The organism is Mesorhizobium sp. L-8-10, from assembly GCF_016756635.1.
Classification (GTDB): domain Bacteria; phylum Pseudomonadota; class Alphaproteobacteria; order Rhizobiales; family Rhizobiaceae.
This window is the reverse complement of sequence record NZ_AP023263.1, coordinates 6,789,979-6,805,631: the sequence shown is the minus strand read 5'-3', so window position 1 is coordinate 6,805,631 and position 15,653 is coordinate 6,789,979. Positions and strand designations below refer to the sequence as shown.

The following is a 15,653-nucleotide window of genomic DNA, read 5'->3' as shown; positions in this document are numbered from 1 at the left end:
CGAATCCCTTATCCGATCGCAGCAAAACGACTTTCAGCACTGACAAGGGCGCCGTTCACATCCCGACAACAGCCCTCCGCAACGCACGCGGAACGCCTGCCGCAAAAGCTTCACCCGCGCCGGGCCGCCGCGATCGCGGCGACGTCGATCTTCTTCATATCCATCATCGCGGCAAAGGCACGCTTGGCTTCATCTCCTCCGGCCGCCATCGCCTCGGTCAGCACGCGCGGCGTGATCTGCCAGGAGACGCCCCATTTGTCCTTGCACCAGCCGCAGGCGCTTTCCTGGCCGCCATTGCCGACGATGGCGTTCCAGTAGCGGTCGGTCTCTTCCTGGTCGTCGGTGGCGATCTGGAAGGAGAAGGCTTCGGTGTGCTTGAACATCGGCCCGCCATTGAGGCCGAGGCAGGGAATGCCGCAGACCGTGAAGTCGACCGTCAGCACGTCGCCCTCCTTGCCGGACGGGTAGTCGCCGGGAGCGCGGTGGACGGCCGTCACAAAGCTGTCGGGAAAAACCTCGGCATAGAAGCGCGCCGCCTCCTCGGCATCCCTGTCGTACCACACGCAGATCGTGTTCTTGGCGATAGTCATAACTTGTCCTCTCGCTTCTGAAATCCATTCCGGCACGGTTTCGCACCCGGGGCGGCACGCGGCCGGCCGGTGCACCTTACGCTTGGAATGCGTTCATGCCGTCGGATGTTCCGCCGGCAAGGCCCGAAAGGCGGTGTCGGAACTGCCACCTTCGAGGCAAGATACTGGCCCCACTCAATCAGCGCGATAGTCCCGAGGTCAAGTGCCCGCCATCGGGCCTATGGACCTGCCGACCGCCGCCGGGCGCAATCCGTTTCAATCGTGGCGACGGCAGCCACCATCGTAGCCGGCGCGATTTGATCCATCGCGCCGGTGGTTGCATGCCGACGGAGCGGGCCGTGCCATGCGATCGCGAGGCCCCGACGCACTCCGTCACGAGGTCGCCGATCCGCCGGCCGCGCCATGGCCGGTCCCTGCGTCAACGCCGCGCGACGAACCACACATTCATCGGGTCGTGCGGCAGGACGGTGCGCTCGACGCTGGAGAAGCCGGCGGCGGCGAGCATCGCCTCGGCCGTTTCCCAGCCCCACATCGTGCCGAGACCCGCGCCGCCCTGGCCGAGGGAGACCGGCATGCAGTGGATGCAGGAGATCGTGTAGAGGAGCGACGCCATCGGGAAATCGAGGTTGTTCTCGAGCTTCGCCGAGCCGCCGATATCCTGCATCAGGTAGATGCCGCCCGGCTTCAGCGCGCCGTGCAGCGAGCGGATCAGCGCCTGCGGGTCCTTCTGGTCATGCACGGCGTCGAAGGAACTGACCAGGTCGAAGCGCGCTTTCTCGTCATAGCCGGTGAGGTCGCGCGTCTCGAAGCGGATGTTGGCAAGGCCAGCCCTGCGCGCCGCCTCCGTCGCGAACGCGATCGCGTCGGCGCACAGGTCGTAGCCGGTGAAGCGGCTGTTGGGGAACCGCTCGGCCATGGCGAGAAGTGCCGCGCCGCGCGCGCAGCCGGCGTCCAGCACGTCGATACCGTCCTCGAGCCGTTCGACCAGCCCCTCGGCGAGGGGCAGGATGACGTCGAAGAGCTGCGCGGTCACGGTCTGTCCGCTGTCCTCGGCCATCACCTCGTGGAAATGCGGATATTCGCCGTATTTCATGCCTTCGCCGGTCTCGAAACATGCAAGCACGCGGTCATGCACGGCGCCCATGAGGGCGACGTTCTGGGCGTAGACGGCGAGGTTGCCGAGCGGCGCGCCGCGCGTCAGGCAGGCGGCGTGCTCGGCCGGCAGCTGATAGGTCCTGTTTTCCGGGTCGTAGGCGACGACGCGGCCGGTGACCATGACGGCCAGCCATTCGCGCACATAGCGCTCGGCAAGCCCGGCGCGCCCGGCGATTGCGCTGCTCGTCGCCGGCGGCAGTCCCGACATGACGTCGAACAGGCCGGTGCGGTGGCCGACCGACATCATCACGGCGACGGCGCCCGAATCGAGAATGCCGCCGACGCGTTCGGCGAATGTTTCGGCCCTGGCCTGGTCGAAGGCGCGGGCGACGGTTGCTGTTGCGGTCATGACAGCTCCTTTCGTGTTCGAAGGGGTGGCCTACGCTCGCCGCCATCGCGCCGCGAGTGCGGGATTGGACAAAAACGGGGCTTTTGTGCCAAGCTCGTTCGATGACGCCCACCAACAACCCGCCGGTGCGGGTCAGCCTGCTGGCGCTCGCCGAAAGCTCGCCCGCGGTACTCTACGGCCTGTTCGAGGTCTTCCAGGCGGTGGGCAGCATGTGGCGGGAACTCACCGGCGAGGACACAGGGTCGCGGCGGTGGGAGGCGCGTATTGTCGGGCGCGACGGCACACCCTTCGCCTCCGCCATCGGTCCGCCGATCACGCCGGACACGAGCCTCGTCGACAGTTCTTCCTGCGATATCGTCATCGTCACCGATCTGGCGCTGGCGGCGGACCTGGAGCCGGGCGACTGGGGCGCCGAAATCGCGTGGCTGCGCCGCCGGCACGAGGAGGGCGCGCTGCTGTGCTCGGTCTGCACGGGGTCGGTGCTGCTCGCCGAATCCGGCCTGCTCGACGGTCTCGAGGCGACGACGCATTGGAGCGCCACGGCGATGTTTCGCGAGCGCTATTCGTCGGTGCGCCTGCGCCCGGAACGCATCCTGTGTCCGGCCGGCGCGGGGCACAGCATCGTCACCAGCGGCGGCCCCGGCTCGTGGGAAGACCTCGCGCTCAGCCTGATCGCGCGCTTCAGCGGCCAGGCCGAGGCCGTGCGCATCGCCAAGATCTTCCTGCTCGGCGACCGCTCCGACGGGCAACTCGTCTTCTCGGCGATGGGCCGCCCGCGAAGCCACGGCGATGCCGTGATCGGCGACTGCCAGGCATGGCTGGCCGACAACTACGCGCGGCCGCATCCGGTCTCGCGCATGACGCAGCGCTCGGGCCTCGCCGAGCGGACCTTCAAGCGGCGCTTCAAGGCCGCGACCGGCTACGCGCCGGTGGATTACGTCCAGGCGCTCAGGATCGAGGAGGCGAAGCAGATCCTGGAGACCACGGGCGAGCCCACCGACGGCGTCGCCCATATGGTCGGCTACGACGACCCGGCTTTCTTCCGCCGGCTGTTCAAGCGCCGCACGGGCGTCACGCCGGCGCGCTACCGGCAGCGCTTCCGCATGGCGTTCTGACGCACCGCACGCCATCGCGGCGCGTCGCGGAGAGCGCATGGCCGGTCCCGCAACTCGAATATCAGGGAAAAGGAGGTATAAAAGCCGTCCCCGTCGCCTGCCCCCGGCGTCGGAACATTCGCGGATCGGAAGTCGAGGGCCGGCAAATGTTCCCATGCCCTTCCGCCCGGTACGCCGGAACGATCCCGCTGAAACCGAACCAGGAGGAAAGAACCATGCCCAGCACCATCCGTCTGCACCGCGTCATCGCCGCCAGGCCCGAGAAGCTCTATCGCGCCTTCCTCGAACCCGATGCGGTCGCGAGCTGGCTTCCGCCATTCGGCTTCACCTGCACCGTCCACGAGCTGGAGGCCAAGGTCGGCGGCAGTCACCGCATGTCGTTCCGCAACTTCACCACGGGCAAGAGCCACGCCTTCGGCGGTGCCTATCTCGAACTCGTTCCAAACCAGCGCCTCGTCTACACCGACAGCTTCGACGACCCGAACCTGCCCGGCGAGATGAAGGTCACGGTGGATCTGAAGGCCGTGTCGGTCGGCACCGAGGTGAACATCGAACAGCAGGGCGTGCCCGATCTCATCCCCGCCGAGGCCTGCTATCTCGGCTGGCAGGAATCCCTGCGCAAGCTCGCGAAGCTTGTGGAGCCGGAGATCAACGAGTAGGCGAGAGACACGCTTGCTCCATTGCGGCCGGTGACAGGGATGCTGGCCGCAATGGAGACGTTTCACGCGATACGCTGTAAACGCGCAACCGCCCGAGCGAGAACCGCCATGACGAGCACGCAAATTTCTGAGAGCGCCTGACATGGGCACGACTCCTCGCGCGAACACCACTGGCCTGCGGCAATTCCTCGATCTCGAACAGCAGCGCGATTGGATAGAAGGCAAGACCGACTTCCCGGACGCGGGCGACCGCTCCGAGTCCCTGGAACAGCGCTTCAAATATGCCGCGCGATTCGAGAAGCTGCTTCGTCGCCCGCAAGCAAAAGAAGTGCTGGAGATTCTCGGCCTATACGGACCAAACTGCATTCCGGACCCGCGCAGGACCGAGCGTTTTTACTGGTCGGTTTCCTGTCTGCCGTCGACCTCGGACAAGCCGCTGGTCCGCGTCAATGCGAGCTGGATGGAGCTTTTCACGCTCTATGCCCAGGGCGAGGATATCCGCGCCAGATTCATCGTGCATCTTTCCGATTTCACGACGGATCGTTCAGCCACGCCTGGCCGGGTGGACGAACCCTTTCTCGAGCAAAGCGTCGCGATGCCAGAGGACGTCAGTTATTTCTTCCCGCGTGGTGCGGACATTTTCGGCATCAATGTGCGCGGCTCGGTTTCGATCCGCAAATTCCTCGCGAGCCACCGCGTGTTGCGCGCTATCAGGACGTTCAACCTGACGCACATGAACCGGGGGCGGAACGCCTACCAGGCGAGCCATTGCTACAGCGTGGCGGATTACATGCAGGCAGATTGAGATGTTCCGGAACGCGCGCCATCTTGGCGAACTCGCCGGCGCCGTCGCAGCCGCATTTCGTACGCTCGGAAGAACAATGGAGGCACCTGCGCTGCCTATCTCGGCCCAACGAGGGCGCCGACCCGGCCGGTGTGCGCCGCATATCAGCCATTCAGCCCTCCTTTGCGACCGCAAAAGCTGACATGGGCCAAGCTAGCAACTCGGGAATTCACGGAACGGCGAAACTTTCGTTTCCTCGTGGCACAGAATTGCGGGCTTTAGACCACCAGCACCTTCGTCTTCGTTGAGACGATCAACGGCTGACTTACGATTCCTTCTCGGTCTGTTCGTTGCTTGATATGTGATCGACCCAAAACCCCATCTGTGCGAAGTAACTGATGCGCCGGTAGTTTGAAAACAGCAGACACAGTTATGGAACGCCGCCTCACCGCAATACTGGCCGCCGATGTTGTCGGTTATAGCCGACTCATGGGTCTTGACGAGTCAGGCACACTGTCGGCGCTGAAAGCGCATCGCAGCGAGGTGGCCGACCGCAAAATCGCCGAACACCAGGGTCGCATCGTCAAACTCACCGGTGACGGAATGCTCGCCGAGTTCCCTAGCGTTGTGAATGCGGTAACTTGTGCGGCCGAGATTCAGCGCCGAATGTGCGAACGTAATGTCGACACGCCAGAGGAGCGGCGCATCGAGTTCCGTATTGGTGTGCACCTAGGCGATGTCATTTTCGAAGACAACGACATATTTGGCGACGGGGTCAATGTAGCTGCACGCATTGAGAGTGTTGCGAAGCCGGGTGGCGTCGCCGTTTCCGGTGCGGTGCGGGACAGTGTGGCGAACCGGCTCGATCTCGCCTTCGAAGATACCGGCGAACAGATGCTGAAAAACATCGATCGGCCGGTTCGTATTTTCGATCTCATCCTCTTCGCTGACCCTTCTTCCCCCCGAACAGCGCAAGGTCGATCCTCGCCAAAAGCACTAGCCAATGAAGGCGCCTCGATCGCCGTCCTGCCATTTAACAACATGAGTGGTGATCCGGAGCAGGAGTATTTCTCCGATGGCATCACGGAAGACATCATCACCGACCTTTCCAGAATTGCCGGCCTGATGGTAGTGGCGCGAAACTCCAGCTTTGCCTACAAAAACAAAAGTCCCGACATCCGCGTCGTTGGGAGAGAACTCGGCGTGGCATCGGTGCTTGAAGGATCGGTTCGCCGAGCCGGAGACCGCATCCGTATCACTGCCCAGCTGATAGACACCGCTACTGGCGGCCATCGGTGGGCAGAGCGTTTCGATCGCGACCTGACCGATATTTTTGAGCTTCAGGATGAGGTTACCCGCCGAATTGTCGATGCCCTCAAGATCAAACTTCAGCCCGCCGAGGAGACGCATCGAAGCCGCGCTAGCAACATACAGGCGCACGACCTGTTCCTTCGCGGTCGAGAGTTGCTGCTCGGATCAAAAAAGGATCGCGAAGTCTTTGATCAAATCGTCGCGACCCTGAGGCGCGCAATCGAGCTCGATCCCGGTTTCGCGCAGCCTTATGCCGGATTAAGTATGGCTCACTGCCTCGATTTTCAGAACCATTGGACTGGTGCGCTGGATGCACTCGACGTGGCTTCGCACTTTGCCACAGAAGCGGTCGAAAAAGGCCCAAACGACCCTTATGCTCACTACACTATGGCAGTTGTCGAAACGTGGAAGCGAAACCTAGCCAGGGCAAAGGCCGAAACCGAAAAAGCGTTGGTCCTAAATCCGAACTATGCACTTGCCTACGGTACCCGCGGTCTCGTCGATGTTTATCTAGGTCAACCGATCGCGGGAGTTCCCTATATCGAGCGCGCCATTCGCCTGGACCCGATCTTCACGCAACAGTACACACATTTTCTTGGCTCGGCCTATCTGGTGGCCGAACAATATGAGGCTGCTGCGTCGGCGTTTCGCGAGCGAATACGCCTGGCACCGAAGACCGATCTATCACGCGCTTTTCTTGCCTCGTCACTTGGCCATCTTGGGAAGATCGACGAAGCGCGCGGCGTTTGGCATGAGCTAATGATGATAAACCCGCGATACTCCCTCGCAGATCACCTTGGCAGGCTGCCGTTTCAAAACCAAGCCGACCTCGATAGGATCAGCACGGGCCTCTTGTTAGCTGGGCTTCCGGACTGAAAATTCGAATTACGATGACACCCATTGGTCGGCCGCCTGTTAGGAGCACGAATCCTATTGGCAGCGCTGAGCGCCGTTGGCTTTCGTTGCGTTCCGTCTCGCTGCGTTGCTCGAACCGCGCCCGTTTCTTCAGATCGCGGCTGCGTTCCAGTGACGGATCACGCCAGTGTCCTGGCGGCGTGGCCGCCCCACAAGGCGGCCGGCACGTTTTCGCTCTCGATCACGTCGAGGATGATGGATGTGCCGGGCCGGGGCGGTCGTCGAAGGTGAGATAGACGATGCGCTCGGCCGCCGCAGCGGGGCCCGAGGCGCAGAGCGGAGCGAGGATCGCGAGTACTACCCTCATACCGTTGCCCCAGTCAGAACTTGGCCTGGATGAACTCGCCGGTCTTGGTGATCAGCTCGTCGACCATGTCGGTGCCCTGGAAGGCGTTGAACACATGGTCCATCGGGCGCACCCACAGTTCCTCCGGCCCCTCGTGATAGTCGAGCAGGATCTGGCCGGCGATCGGCTGCGGGAAGACGATGTCGTCCTTGGTGCCGACGGCCACCAGCAGCGGCTCGTCGAACTCCTCCATCTCGGCGACGGGGTCGATCGCATAGAGGCTTTCGAAGAACGCCGCCTTCAGCGAGATCTCCGCGCCCCAGGGCAGCTTGATCGGGATCGGCGTGTCGCCTGCCGCCAGCCCCTTCTTAACGGTGTCGGCGCCGAGCAGCAGGGCCATCGCCGCCGGCATGTTGGAGCCGGGCGCCCACAGCGCGACCGAGCGCAGGTCGTAATCCGTGCGGCCGGCGACGGCCGAGGCGACGGCGCCGCCCATGCTCCAGCCCACCACCGCCATGCGATCGTCGTCGACCTCGTCGCCATTGGCCAGGAAGTCGAGCGCGGCGAGCGCATCCTTCACCTGGCCGTCGAGCGTGGTGTCCTCGAACTTGCCCTCGCTCTCGCCGCTGCCGCGGAAATCGATGCGCAGGCTGGCAATGCCCTTGTCGGCCCACATCCGCGCCGCTCGCTGGAAGATGCCTTCCTTCACCGACGGGATTTCCAGCTCGTCGCGTTTGCCGGTGAAGCCGTGCAGCAGCAGGATGACAGGCGGGTTGGAGACGCCGTCGGGAAGCGCCAGCGTGCCGACCACCTTCTGGCCGTCGACCGGGAAGTCGATGGTCTTCTCCGCGGCCTGGCCGGATGATGCGCTCATGAAAAACGCCGCGGCTGCGGCGGCAACGAGGGACAGTCTGGTCTTCGGCATGCGGTTCTCCTCCAGTGACATGCTACCGCCCATTGAATGGGTAGCACAGCCTTGCCCGCAAGCAAGCCGGTCGGCGCCGAAGAGGGAGGTCGCCATGGTGGAACGGGCGGCGCGGCTGCACCCCCCTCTGTCCTGCCGGACATCTCCCCCTCAAGGGGGGAGATTCGCTAACCCGCACGGCGGCACCTGGTTCTGCGGCGTAGACGATTGGCGAAACCTAGGCGGCCAGCCGATCTCCCCCCTTGAGGGGGAGATGTCCGGCAGGACAGAGGGGGGTATCCCGCTTGGCCAGTCGTGTACTGTGAAGTCCTTCTTACGGGACATGCTGTAGTCTTGTGGAAACGAGCCCACTCGTCCCTGAAATACCGTGCGGCGCAAGAGCAAGCGGCACTTTCCGGCCCGAAGCGCGACACAACCGTTCGCCCGACTTCTCCACTTTTTCGCATGGCGTCATCGCAAAAGCGCTACACTCTTCCGCGCGGGATGCCCTAAAATGCCGCCTCCCTGGAAAGCATCGGATTTTGCAATGGACATCGACAGCAAGGCCGGCAAGGCCTCCTTCGTCTGGAACGACCCGTTCCTGCTGGACGACCAGTTGAGCGAGGACGAGCGGATGATCCGCGACGCGGCGGCGGCCTTCGCCGCCGACAAGCTCGCGCCGCGCGTCGAACAGGCCTATCTGGAGGAGAAGACCGATCCGGAAATCTTCCGCGAGATGGGCGCGGCCGGCCTGCTCGGCGTCACCATCCCCGAGGAATATGGCGGCGTCGGCGCCGGCTACGTCTCCTACGGGCTGGTCGCGCGGGAAGTCGAGCGTATCGACTCGGGCTACCGCTCGATGATGAGCGTGCAGTCCTCGCTGGTGATGTATCCGATCCACGCCTATGGCTCGGAGGAGCAGCGCAGGAAATACCTGCCGAAGCTGGCGAGCGGCGAATGGATCGGCTGCTTCGGCCTGACCGAGCCCGATGCCGGTTCCGATCCCGGCGGCATGAAGACGCGGGCTGAGAAGATTTCGGGCGGCTATCGGCTCTCCGGCTCCAAGATGTGGATCTCCAACGCGCCGATCGCCGACGTCTTCGTGGTGTGGGCGAAGTCGGCCGCGCATGGCGACCAGATCCGCGGTTTCGTGCTTGACAAGGGCATGAAGGGCCTGTCGGCGCCGAAGATCGGCGGCAAGCTGTCGCTGAGGGCCTCGATCACTGGCGAGGTGGTGATGGAGGGCGTCGAGGTGTCGGAGGATGCGCTGCTGCCCGATGTGTCGGGGCTGAAGGGCCCGTTCGGCTGCCTGAACCGGGCACGCTACGGCATCTCCTGGGGTGCGATGGGCGCGGCGGAGGACTGCTGGCACCGCGCCCGCCAATACGGCCTCGACCGCAAGCAGTTCGGCAGGCCGCTGGCGCAGACGCAGCTCTTCCAGAAGAAGCTGGCCGACATGCAGACCGAGATCGCGCTCGGGCTGCAGGGCTCGCTGCGGGTCGGCCGGCTGATGGACGAAGGCAAGATGGCGCCGGAGATGATCTCGATCGTCAAGCGCAACAATTGCGGCAAGGCGCTGGACATTGCGCGCCAGGCTCGTGACATGCATGGCGGCAACGGTATCCAGATCGGCTACCACGTGATGCGCCACGCGCAGAACCTGGAGACGGTCAACACCTACGAAGGCACCCACGACGTCCACGCCCTCATCCTCGGCCGCGCCCAGACAGGATTGCAGGCGTTCTTCTGAGGCTGCAGCCGGCTTTCGAAGGGCAGGGCGGAGCGCACGGGGATTACCCCTCATCCGACCTCGCCCTTGCGGGCGAGGCCACCTTCTCCCACAAGGGGAGAAGGCCGGAGCTTGGCTTAGCGGCCGTTGCAAATCGCCAGCGTTTGCGATTGGCGGAGACGTTGCTGCAGTGCGTTCCCTTCTCCCCTTGTGGGGTCCGAAGGACGGGTGGAGACCCGTGGCTCCACCCCGGGTGGTGGCCTCGCGAAGCGAGGTTGGATGAGGGGTCTGCAGCGCACCGCGCTCGCCGAAGCTTGCCAAATCTATCGCTGTCGCCACGCTTGGCCCCATTGACAATCCCCCGACAATCCCCGATTTATTGACCCGAAGTTTCACTTTCGGACAGTTGCGCCCGCCCGATCCCATCGCGGCGGTTTTTCTTTTTGAGCATGCGCTTCCGAAGGTACGCCCAAAACAGGCCCGGTCCTGTAAAAATCCAGTATTTTACAGGACCGCGCCGCCCGAGCTTCCTCGCCAACCCAACAGCGTGCGGTCGTATTTCCGATAGATTTTCGCGCCGCTTGGCGCGACAGTCCGATCCAGAGTCCCAGCCAGGCGGTCCGGTCCCATGAGCACAGCGTTCCTCTCCCATCTCGCGGCCGAGCTCGACGGCCTGAAATCGGCGGGCCTCTACAAGTCCGAGCGGGTGATCACTTCCACCCAGGCGGCGGAGATCGCCATTGCCGACGGCAGCAAGGTGCTGAATTTCTGCGCCAACAACTATCTCGGCCTCGCCGACAGCGAGGAACTGCGCGCCGCCGCCAAGGCCGCGCTCGACCGCTACGGCTACGGTATGGCCTCGGTGCGTTTCATCTGCGGCACCCAGGAGGAGCACAAGGAACTCGAGGCCGCGCTGTCGTCCTTCCTCGGCATGGAGGATACGATCCTCTATTCCTCCTGCTTCGACGCCAATGGCGGCCTGTTCGAGACGCTGCTCGGCGAGGAAGATGCCGTCATCTCCGATGCGCTCAACCACGCCTCCATCATCGACGGCGTGCGGCTCTCCAAGGCCCGGCGCTACCGCTACGCCAACAACGACATGGCCGATCTGGAGGCGCGCCTGAAGGAAGCGTCCGACGCCCGCTTCCGGCTCATCGCCACCGACGGCGTCTTCTCCATGGACGGCATCATCGCCAATCTGGAGGGCGTCTGCGACCTCGCCGAAAAATACGACGCCATGGTCATGGTCGACGACAGCCACGCCGTCGGTTTCGTCGGCAGGCATGGCCGCGGCTCGCCCGAGCATTGCGGCGTCGAGGGCCGTGTCGACATCCTCACCGGAACGCTCGGCAAGGCGCTGGGCGGTGCGTCCGGCGGCTACACCTCGGGCAAGCGCGAGGTGGTCAACTGGCTGCGCCAGCGCTCGCGTCCCTATCTCTTCTCCAACACGCTGGCGCCCGCCATCGCCGGGGCCTCGCTGAAGGTGCTCGACATGATCGGCAAGGGCGATGCCCTGCGCGAGAAGCTCTATGCCAACGCCGAGCGCTTCCGCGCCGGCATGTCGAGGCTCGGCTTCCGCCTGGCCGGCGCCGGCCACCCGATCATCCCGGTCATGCTGGGCGACGCGGCACTTGCGCAGGAGATGGCGCAGCGCCTGCTCGGCCACGGCATCTATGTCATCGGCTTCTCCTTCCCCGTCGTGCCGAAAGGCCAGGCGCGCATCAGGACCCAGATGTCCGCCGCCCATTCCCCGGCCGACATCGACCGCGCCGTCAGCGCCTTCGGCACCGTCGGCCGGGAACTGGGCGTGATCGGCTAGCAGCAACGGTTTTATGATCGCCTCGGTCGTCACCCCCCTCTGTCCTGCCGGACATCTCCCCCTCAAGGGGGGAGATTGGCAGCGGCGGCGTCGTGCACTCTCGGCGACGAAGGTTGGCGAAAGCCCGACTGCCAGCGAATCTCCCCCCTTGAGGGGGAGATGTCCGGCAGGACAGAGGGGGGTGACCCACGCCTCCGCTCCAACACCCGAACTTCGCCGGAGATTTCCATGTCCAACATGATGCGGGCCCTCGTGAAGGCAAAGGCCGAGCCGGGGATCTGGATGGAAGAGGTGCCGGTCCCCGAGATCGGCCCCAACGACGTGCTGATCAAGATCAGGAAGACTGCGATCTGCGGCACCGACGTCCATATCTACAACTGGGACCAGTGGGCGCAGAAGACGGTGCCCGTGCCGATGGTCACCGGCCATGAATTCGTCGGCACCGTCGCCGATTTCGGCGCGGCCGTCACCGAATACAGGGTCGGCCAGCGCGTTTCCGGCGAGGGGCACATCGTGTGCGGTCATTGCCGCAACTGCCGCGCCGGCCGCGGGCATCTGTGCCGCAACACGCTCGGCGTCGGCGTCAACCGCCCCGGCGCGTTCGGCGAATATCTCGCCATTCCCCAGCACAATGTCGTGCCGATCCCCGACGACGTGCCCGACGAGATCGCGGCGATCTTCGATCCGCTCGGCAATGCCGTGCACACCGCGCTTTCCTTCGATCTCGTGGGCGAGGACGTGCTGGTCACCGGCGCCGGGCCGATCGGCATCATGGGCGCGCTGGTGGCGCAATGCGTCGGCGCGCGCAAGGTGGTCATCACCGACATCAACCCGACAAGGCTGGCGCTGGCTAGGAAGCTCGGCGTGCACCATGTCGTCGACGCCTCGAAGGAGAAGCTCGCCGACGTGATGCGCGAGGAGGGCATGCGCGAGGGCTTCGATATCGGCCTCGAAATGTCGGGCTCGGCCGCCGCCTTCCGCGACATGATCGACACCATGAACAATGGCGGCAAGATCGCGATCCTCGGCATCGCGCCGACCGGCTTCGAGATCGACTGGAACAAGGTCATCTTCAAGATGCTGCATCTGAAAGGCATCTACGGGCGCGAGATGTTCGAGACCTGGTACAAGATGATCGCCCTGGTTCAGGGCCCGCTCGACGTGTCGGGCCTCATCACCCACCGCATCGCCGTCGACGACTACATCTCAGGCTTCGAAGCCATGAAGAGCGGCAATTCCGGCAAGGTGGTGATGGACTGGTAGGGCGGGGGTGGAACCGTCGGTCCCAGCCTTCGACCGTCGCGCTCACCCCTTGTATGAGGAAATCCTGCTATGGATGAGGAGTTGGCTCTGCAGGGGTGGCCACCCCTGCAGAGCCGGTCGATTGTCGGATCGGAAACCCCTGAGCCGTTGCTGGCTGAGGATGAGCGTGATCGCAGTCGACTTTCTTCATCGGACCCGGATGGTTGCTTGAACACCCTGGTTCGCATTAACGCAAGGTTGGGTCGACGAAGATGAACGATACTAGCATGAAATGCGCCGGTGTGGATGTCTCCAAGGCCAAGCTCGACGTTGCCGTTTTCGACGGGCAGCGTTTTGTGGAGACCAACGACGCCGCCGGCCACCGCCGGCTGGCGGCGCGGCTGACGGCGGCCGGGGTCGAACGGGTCGGCATGGAGGCGAGCGGCAACTACGAAGCCGCCGTCAGAGCGGCGCTCGAAGTGGTGGGCTTCGCGGTCAAGGTCTTCGATCCGCGTCAGGTCCACGGCTATCGCATCTTTCGCGGTCGCCGTGCCAAGAATGATGCGATCGATGCCCATCTGATCCTCGCCGCCACGGCGGCGCTGGGCAGCGGCGGCGCGGCGGCCGATCCGCGGCTGGCGGCCTTTCAGGAGCACATGACGCTGATCGACGCCCTCACCGACGACATTGCCCGGCACGAGACCCGGCGTGACCGCTTCAGCGATCCGGCGCATCGGCGCTACCTCGAGGCCGAGATCCGGCGGTTGAGCAAGCGCAAGTCCAAGGAGCTCGCCAAGCTCATTGCAAAGGTGAAGGCCCATGCCGATCTGGCCAAGCGGTTCGCCCTGCTGCTGAGCATCCCCGGCCTGGGCGAGATCACCGCCCTGGTCTTCGTCGTGCGCATGCCCGAACTCGGCCACTTGAGCCGAGCCGAGGCGGCGGCGCTCGTCGGCGTGGCTCCCTTCGACCACGACAGTGGAACCCATGCCGGACAGCGCCGCATCGCGGGTGGACGCCGGCGGCTGCGCAAGGCCGTCTACATGGCGGCCTTCTCGGCCGCCAACCACTGGAACCCGATCCTCGTGGCCTTCAGGAAACGCCTGGTCGACGCGGGCAAGACCTACAAACAGGCGATCGTCGCTTGCGCCAGAAAGTTGGTCCACATGGCCAACGCTGTCCTCGCCAGAGGAACGCCGTGGAACCCTCAAAATGCCAGCGCCTGAATCATGGTTGCTCATCCGACCTCGCCCTGGCGGGCGAGGCCACCTTCTCCCACAAGGGGAGAAGGCCGGAGCCTGGCATGGCCGCCTCTGCAAATCACCAACGTCGGCGACTAGCGGAAGCGTCGCCTCAGGCGCCTTCCCTTCTCCCCTTGTGGGAGAAGGTGGCCGCGCGAAGCGCGGTCGGATGAGGGGTAGCTTGGCACTACGTTCCGCATCCTGAGGCGCTCGCGAAGCGAGCCTCGAAGGATTTTTCTCCAACCGCCCCCAAATTCGAATTTTGATCGTTGCACAGTCCGTAGGCATGTTGCTAATTGCGCGGGCAATTTCGCCTGGGGCCGTTCATGCGCCGTCATATCCGCACTCTCGCCGCACGGCATGAAGCCGGCGGTCAGTTCCTCTCGCACATCAAATCCGGCTCCGGTGCCATGATCGGCATGTCGGCGGTGGGCGGGCTTTCGGCGCTGACGGAGCTGCCGCTGCTCATCGCGCCCTTCGGCGCGACGGCGGTGCTGCTGTTCGGCCAGCCGGCGAGCCCGCTGGCGCAGCCCGCCAATGTCTTCGGCGGCTATCTCATCGCCTCGGCGGTCGCGGCCGGTGCGGTCGTCGCCTTTCCCGGCATGTGGTGGGCGGCGGCGATTGCCGTCGGCGTCGCCATCGCGCTGATGCTCATGCTGCGCGTCACCCATCCGCCGGCGGGCGCGATCCCGCTGGTCGCTTCGGCCTCGCCGCTGCACGGCTCCATGCTGTTCACGGTCGTGCTCCTGGGCAGCGCCAGCCTGATCGCCCTGGCTCTGCTGCATCACCGGATCCCGCCGCGCCAGCAATATCCGCGCCGGATCGAATAGTACCGACCATCGAACTATCGATCGTCGGAGCGCGCGACTGCGCGGCGCACGCCCGTTGGCGCGAAAGCTACCGCATCGGCCCGAAAATCGTACTCGATTTTCGGAAAGCACGATGCGTAGATCCATAGTGTTAGAGCGTCCTTTGCGCGTCCCCCTGGACGCGCGGCGCTCTAACCGGCCCGGATGGGCCGCGCCGGCGATTGAGGCCCAAAGGAAAGCCTCTCATTTCCGCGCGAAGGCGCGCTCCAGCGCGGCGAGCCCGGTGACGACGGCGGCCTTCTCGGCTTCGTTCATCTTGTTGAAGACGGCCGCTTCGAACCCTTTGGCGACAGGCACGAGCTCGCGATAGACCTTGTCGCCTGCCCGGGTCAGAACGAGCCGCTCCACCCGCCGGTCGTTGGGATCGCTGGTTCGCTGCAGCCATTTGCGCCGCTCGAGCTCGGCGACGGCCCGCGACACCTTGGTCTTGTGCATCGAGGAATGCTCGCCGATCGCGGTTGCGGTCATCGTGCCGAACTGGCCGAGCGTGGCGAGCGTGCGCCATTCCGGCCGCGTCAGGCCGTGGCGCTGCTTGTAGATTTTCTGGAATTCCCGGCTGACTGCGTCGGCGAGGTGGTTCAGACGGTAGGGCAGGAAACCTTCGAGCGCGAGCGCTGTGGCGGTCTGCGCGGCAGCTGCCCTGGTCTCCTTGAGATCGTCCATTTTCGCCATCCGGATTGATCGTTCT

General features: G+C 64.5%; 14 protein-coding genes. 9 read left to right on the top strand and 5 right to left on the bottom strand.

Annotation, left to right across the window (positions count from 1 at the left end):
• Nucleotides 1–110: 110 nt before the first annotated feature.
• Both JN280_RS31790 and JN280_RS31785 read right to left on the bottom strand, forming a co-directional pair.
• Nucleotides 111–590 (bottom strand): VOC family protein, encoded by a 480-nt coding sequence (locus JN280_RS31790; protein ID WP_202308163.1) that lies wholly within the window; start codon nucleotides 588–590, stop codon nucleotides 111–113.
• A 418-nt stretch (nucleotides 591–1,008) separates the two neighbouring features.
• A complete protein-coding gene (locus JN280_RS31785; RefSeq protein ID WP_202308162.1) occupies nucleotides 1,009–2,094 on the bottom strand; it encodes a class I SAM-dependent methyltransferase in 1,086 nt (361 codons plus the stop codon).
• 101 nt (nucleotides 2,095–2,195) lie between these two features.
• Between JN280_RS31785 and JN280_RS31780 the strand changes: the two genes are divergently transcribed.
• From JN280_RS31780 to JN280_RS31765, 4 genes are all read left to right on the top strand, one after another.
• The gene (locus JN280_RS31780) at nucleotides 2,196–3,209 is read left to right on the top strand and encodes a GlxA family transcriptional regulator (RefSeq protein WP_244742358.1); all 1,014 of its coding nucleotides are present in this window, start codon (nucleotides 2,196–2,198) and stop codon (nucleotides 3,207–3,209) included.
• A 215-nt stretch (nucleotides 3,210–3,424) separates the two neighbouring features.
• The gene (locus tag JN280_RS31775) at nucleotides 3,425–3,868 is read left to right on the top strand and encodes an SRPBCC family protein (RefSeq protein WP_202308160.1); all 444 of its coding nucleotides are present in this window, start codon (nucleotides 3,425–3,427) and stop codon (nucleotides 3,866–3,868) included.
• Nucleotides 3,869–4,010: 142 nt separating this feature from the next.
• Nucleotides 4,011–4,673, top strand: a complete 663-nt coding sequence (locus JN280_RS31770; RefSeq protein ID WP_202308159.1) for a hypothetical protein — start codon at nucleotides 4,011–4,013, stop codon at nucleotides 4,671–4,673.
• A 411-nt stretch (nucleotides 4,674–5,084) separates the two neighbouring features.
• Nucleotides 5,085–6,839, top strand: coding sequence for an adenylate/guanylate cyclase domain-containing protein (locus tag JN280_RS31765; protein WP_202308158.1), 1,755 nt, complete (start codon nucleotides 5,085–5,087; stop codon nucleotides 6,837–6,839).
• Nucleotides 6,840–7,059: 220 nt separating this feature from the next.
• Here JN280_RS31765 and JN280_RS40040 read toward each other — a convergent pair whose 3' ends face one another.
• Together JN280_RS40040 and JN280_RS31760 are read right to left on the bottom strand one after the other, a co-directional pair.
• Nucleotides 7,060–7,185, bottom strand: a complete 126-nt coding sequence (locus JN280_RS40040; RefSeq protein WP_274609044.1) for a hypothetical protein — start codon at nucleotides 7,183–7,185, stop codon at nucleotides 7,060–7,062.
• Between the two features lie 13 nt (nucleotides 7,186–7,198).
• Nucleotides 7,199–8,089 carry an alpha/beta hydrolase family protein gene (locus tag JN280_RS31760; RefSeq protein ID WP_202308157.1) on the bottom strand — a complete coding sequence of 297 codons (891 nt, stop codon included), beginning with the start codon at nucleotides 8,087–8,089 and terminating at the stop codon, nucleotides 7,199–7,201.
• 526 nt (nucleotides 8,090–8,615) lie between these two features.
• On the opposite strand from JN280_RS31760, the gene JN280_RS31755 reads away from it, so the two are divergent.
• The 5 genes from JN280_RS31755 (at nucleotide 8,616) to JN280_RS31735 (ending at nucleotide 14,926) form a co-directional block, all read left to right on the top strand.
• A complete protein-coding gene (locus JN280_RS31755; protein ID WP_202308156.1) occupies nucleotides 8,616–9,818 on the top strand; it encodes an acyl-CoA dehydrogenase in 1,203 nt (400 codons plus the stop codon).
• Between the two features lie 607 nt (nucleotides 9,819–10,425).
• On the top strand, nucleotides 10,426–11,616 hold the full coding sequence (locus JN280_RS31750; RefSeq protein ID WP_202308155.1) for a glycine C-acetyltransferase: 1,191 nt from the start codon (nucleotides 10,426–10,428) through the stop codon (nucleotides 11,614–11,616).
• A 228-nt stretch (nucleotides 11,617–11,844) separates the two neighbouring features.
• The gene (gene tdh / locus JN280_RS31745; RefSeq protein ID WP_202308154.1) at nucleotides 11,845–12,879 is read left to right on the top strand and encodes an L-threonine 3-dehydrogenase; all 1,035 of its coding nucleotides are present in this window, start codon (nucleotides 11,845–11,847) and stop codon (nucleotides 12,877–12,879) included.
• Nucleotides 12,880–13,130: 251 nt separating this feature from the next.
• Complete coding sequence (locus tag JN280_RS31740; protein ID WP_202308153.1) at nucleotides 13,131–14,081, top strand: IS110 family transposase; 951 nt, start codon at nucleotides 13,131–13,133, stop codon at nucleotides 14,079–14,081.
• A gap of 341 nt (nucleotides 14,082–14,422) precedes the next feature.
• Nucleotides 14,423–14,926: an HPP family protein gene (locus JN280_RS31735; protein WP_202308152.1), complete on the top strand. Its 504-nt coding sequence runs from the start codon at nucleotides 14,423–14,425 to the stop codon at nucleotides 14,924–14,926.
• A gap of 222 nt (nucleotides 14,927–15,148) precedes the next feature.
• Here JN280_RS31735 and JN280_RS31730 read toward each other — a convergent pair whose 3' ends face one another.
• Nucleotides 15,149–15,628, bottom strand: coding sequence for a MarR family winged helix-turn-helix transcriptional regulator (locus tag JN280_RS31730; RefSeq protein ID WP_202308150.1), 480 nt, complete (start codon nucleotides 15,626–15,628; stop codon nucleotides 15,149–15,151).
• Between the last annotated feature and the right edge of the window lie 25 nt (nucleotides 15,629–15,653).